Below are 4,087 nucleotides of genomic sequence, written 5' to 3'. Positions count from 1 at the left end.
AAACCCATCACTACGCAATTCGACTACCGATACAACCGTAGTTAATCGACGCTGACTCATGGAAGTTCTTAACTGTGCTAAACGTCTATAATAGTCAGCCATTAACTGCTGTGCTAAGTCAGTTTTTCCCAAAGCGTCGGCTGTAAAAGCCAAGAACCCTTTCCACGGTGCATTTGGGTCAAATGTACCTAAAACTGTAGGTGCAATGTGAGACAACATATTGTAGATGTCTTGATGGGAACTTAAGCCTAAAATCAAGTCTGGCTTGATTCGTAAAAGTTTCTCCAGATTCGGTGATTCAAAACCAATATCTTCAATATCTTTAAGCTTGCCTACTAATTGCTGTAAGTCATCTACAGCATCTTTTGAGGCAGCAATGGGCTTGACTCCCAAGGCAAAAGTAGGTTCTACTAAAGCGGGAACCAAAACAGCAACCCGTTGTGGATGGGTAGGAACCATAGTTTCACCCATGACGTGTTTAACCACGCGCATATTTGTTTTATTGGGTGATTTAGTTAATAGATAATCTTTATTAGTTGGGAATCTCCATAAGTTACAACCATACAACAATAAAAGTAGCAACAATACTATTACAAATAACCGCTTTTGCATAATAGTTACTTTTACAATTGCCACTTTAAAGTTGCCTCTACCTCGAAAGGTTCACCTCGAAAAACACGATTAAAATTGTACGCGCCTTGGTAATAAAGAACATGAAGTCAGCACACCACAAAATATGATAAAGATTGTTCAGCAATCAGCCTTTATCTTTTAACAACAGGAATGCTAATACAATACCAACTATCAAGACCAATACCAATATTTTTGGTGAACAAATCTTGATAAATTAGAATTAGGCACTTACAAGAAAAAATGCCCGAAGTCTGCTGTAGATATTAGTATTGACTACAGCAGAGTTATTGTGTGGTAGTTGGTTTCACTGGTTTTGTTAAATATCGGAATAAATCATCTATAATTAGGTTTGCGGAGATTGGACCCATACCACGCCAATAAGAGCCAACTTCATAAACCTTTGAGCGTTGCACAACTTTTAACTTATGCCATAGTGGAGATGCCAGCAAATGCTGCTGTATTAAATCAAGATTTGGACTTGCTGCTGACCAATCCTTAACTAGAAATAAGATATCTCCATCAACTTCGTGCAAAAGTTCCTCAGATATGGGAAGAAAAGCATAGCGTCCTCCTAAGCGCAAGCGGACGCTCTTTTCAAAACTGAGTAACTGATTTGGCGGACGTTGAATACCAGCATCGCGGAAAACTTCTCCTTCAAAAGAAGCAGCTTCCGGTAGAAAAAGCCCATCACTACGCAATTCAGCTATTGATACAACCGTAGTTAATCGATGCTGACTCATAGAAGCTTTTAACTGTGCTAAACGTGTATAGTAATTAGCCATTAACTGCTGTGCTAAGTTAGTTTTTCCCAAGGCATCAGCAGTAAAAGCCAAGAACCCTTTCCACGGTGCATTTCGGTCAAAAGTACCTAAAACTGTAGGTGCAATGTGAGACAACATATTGTAGATATCTTGATGGGAACTAAAGCCTAAAATCAAGTCTGGCTTGATTCGTAAAAGTTTCTCTAGATTCGGTGATTCAAAATTAATATCTTCAATATCTTTAAGCTTGCCTACTAATTGCTGCAAGTCAGAGACAGTATTTTTTGGGGCAGCAATGGGCTTGACTCCCAAAGCAAAAGTAGGTTCTACTAAAGCAGGCATCAAAACAGCAACTCGTTGTGGATGGGCAGGAACCATCGTTTCACCCATGACGTGTTTAACCACGCGCATATTTGTTTTATTAGGTGACTTAGTTAACAGATAACTTTTGTTAGCTGATAACGTCCACAAATTACAACTACACAATAATAAAAGTAGTAACAATGCCATTAAAGATAGCCACTTTTGTATGATTGTTACTTTTACAATTGCCACTTTAAAGTTGCCTCTACCTCGAACGGTTCACCCCGAAAAACCCGATTAATATTAAAAGCACCTTCATAATAAAGAACATCAAACAGATTTTTGAAATTGAGTGCTGCCTGGAATTGGTTGTGGCGGTAGTATAAAGCAGCATCGGTGCGAACATAACTCGGCAACGTGTAAGTGTTGGTCAAATCACCTTGCCTGTCACCAAAATAGAACACACCTAATCCACCCCCGAAACCTTGCAATTCACCTTTAGGGATAATATAAGTTGTCCATAAAGAAGCGCTATTTTCTGGAGTGTTAGCGAGTAAATTTCCAACTTTAAAAGTGTTGTCACGAATCACACGACCATCAGTATAGTTGTAAGCGGCAATAATATTCCACCCTGGGGCAAGTTCCCCGGTGAAAAATAGCTCAACACCTCTACTTCTCTGCTCGCCGACCTGGAGCGCGAAGTTGGGATCGTTGAGGTCTGTTGTTACAATGTTGCTTTGGGTGAGTTGGTACAAAGCGAGTGTTGCAGATAACTTACTATTGAGCAAGTCGGTTTTGACTCCAACTTCATACTGAGTACCGCGTGTAGGCACAAAGGTATTGCCGTTGGCACTTGTACCGATCGCCTGATCAAAAGAGCGACTGTAGCTGGCATAGAGTGAAACAGGTGGAATCGGTTGATAGACAATGCCCAAGCGTGGGCTAAACGCTGAGTCAGATTGCTCACTAACACTTGTAGGGTTATTCAAGGTTGTGGCGGTCGTCTTTTCATCCACAAAGTCACCGCGTCCACCCAAGACCAACTTCAAGTTAGGTGCAAGAGCTAATTGGTCTTGAATATAAACTCCTAATTGATCGAGTCTCTCCTTATTTTTACGAGTCGCAAAAATATCTCCTGGTGTTCCCCCATAAACTGGATTGTAAACGTCAAGTGCCGGAAAAGTTCGTAATGTCCAGCTGTAGGGTGAAACTATACGCTGATACCAATCAATGCCAAAGAGCAGTTGGTTTTCTAGACCAAAAGTGTTGAACTTACCCACTACATGAGTATCTTGAGAAAAGTTGCTGATGGTAGTGGGACCCCAGACCTGGTTAAAGCGATTGACTGTACGGTTATCTGCCTGTAAACTCGTTGGTTGGGTGTCGGTACTGTAAGGTCGCTCTACAAACGCATAGCTCAAGCTATTGTACAAAGACCACTTTTCACTAAAATTATGCTCAAATTTATAGCCAGCTCGTCCTACTGTCACCTTCACTTTGTCTCGTGTCGGATCTCCCACATAGGTGTTAGGAGGAATTTTGCCATTGGGATTAGGTAGAATTGTTCCAATTGCGGGTAACCCTAAAGGATTGATTTCCAATTGTCGTGAATTAAGATACTCCCCGGATATAGTCAGCTTTGTGTCACGACTCGGCTGCCAAGTAATCACGGGTGCAAAGAAAGTCCGCTCGTAGTAGGCATTATTAATAAAACTGCCGGAATTTTCGTAGTCAGCATTGACGCGGTACAAAAGCTTTTTGTCAGTCGTTAAAGGACCTGTGAAGTCTAGGGAAGATTTATATAAGCTATAACTTCCGACATTACCCTCTATTGAGTAGTAAGGTGTACTCAAGGGCTGTTTAGTAATTAAATTATACACCCCTGCCGGCGAGCCATTACCGTAAAGCACTGAAGCAGGTCCACGTAGCACCTCTATCCGTTCTATATTGGCAAGGTCATTTTGAAATGGAGTGGCAATAAAACTAGTGAGATTATCTCTCAAACCATCCCTGAGAGTATTTAAAGCCTCAACATCGAAACCACGAATAATCACACTCTCACCAAGGCGGCTTGGTTCTGCGTTCTGACCAATACCAAGATTTCTCAGCACATCGCCAACACGCTTGTCTGCTTGGTCTTCAATTACTGCTCTTGGGACAACTTGAACCGTTTGGGGAATATCGCGGTTTGGTGTCAGAGTTCTCGTTCCTGTCGTGGCATCAGGGACGCGATAATCCGTGTCTGGTGGAGCAGTTACCTCTAATTCAATTGGTGGTTGGTTCTCAGGCTTTGTCTGCTGTGAGGGCGTTGGTTGTTGTGCAGTTGTTGCAGTCGGAGTTACTCCAAATACCAACCCCTCAGTCTGACTATCAAACAACTCAACTACTGG

At 41.8% G+C, this 4,087-nt stretch carries 3 protein-coding genes; all 3 read right to left on the bottom strand.

Annotated elements, in window-relative coordinates:
• Positions 1–612 (bottom strand): ABC transporter substrate-binding protein (locus V7L20_RS04705; protein WP_334742951.1); only part of this gene is annotated, 612 nt, incomplete at its 3' end.
• A gap of 305 nt (positions 613–917) precedes the next feature.
• Entirely contained in the window at positions 918–1,805 is an 888-nt protein-coding gene (locus V7L20_RS04700; protein ID WP_334742950.1) for an iron-siderophore ABC transporter substrate-binding protein, read from the bottom strand.
• A gap of 131 nt (positions 1,806–1,936) precedes the next feature.
• The coding region (locus tag V7L20_RS04695; RefSeq protein WP_334742949.1) for a TonB-dependent siderophore receptor at positions 1,937–4,087 on the bottom strand (2,151 nt) is incomplete at its 5' end.

It is taken from the genome of Nostoc sp., assembly GCF_036916735.1.
GTDB lineage: Bacteria > Cyanobacteriota > Cyanobacteriia > Cyanobacteriales > Nostocaceae > Nostoc.
This window is presented reverse-complemented; position numbering and strand designations above follow the sequence as displayed.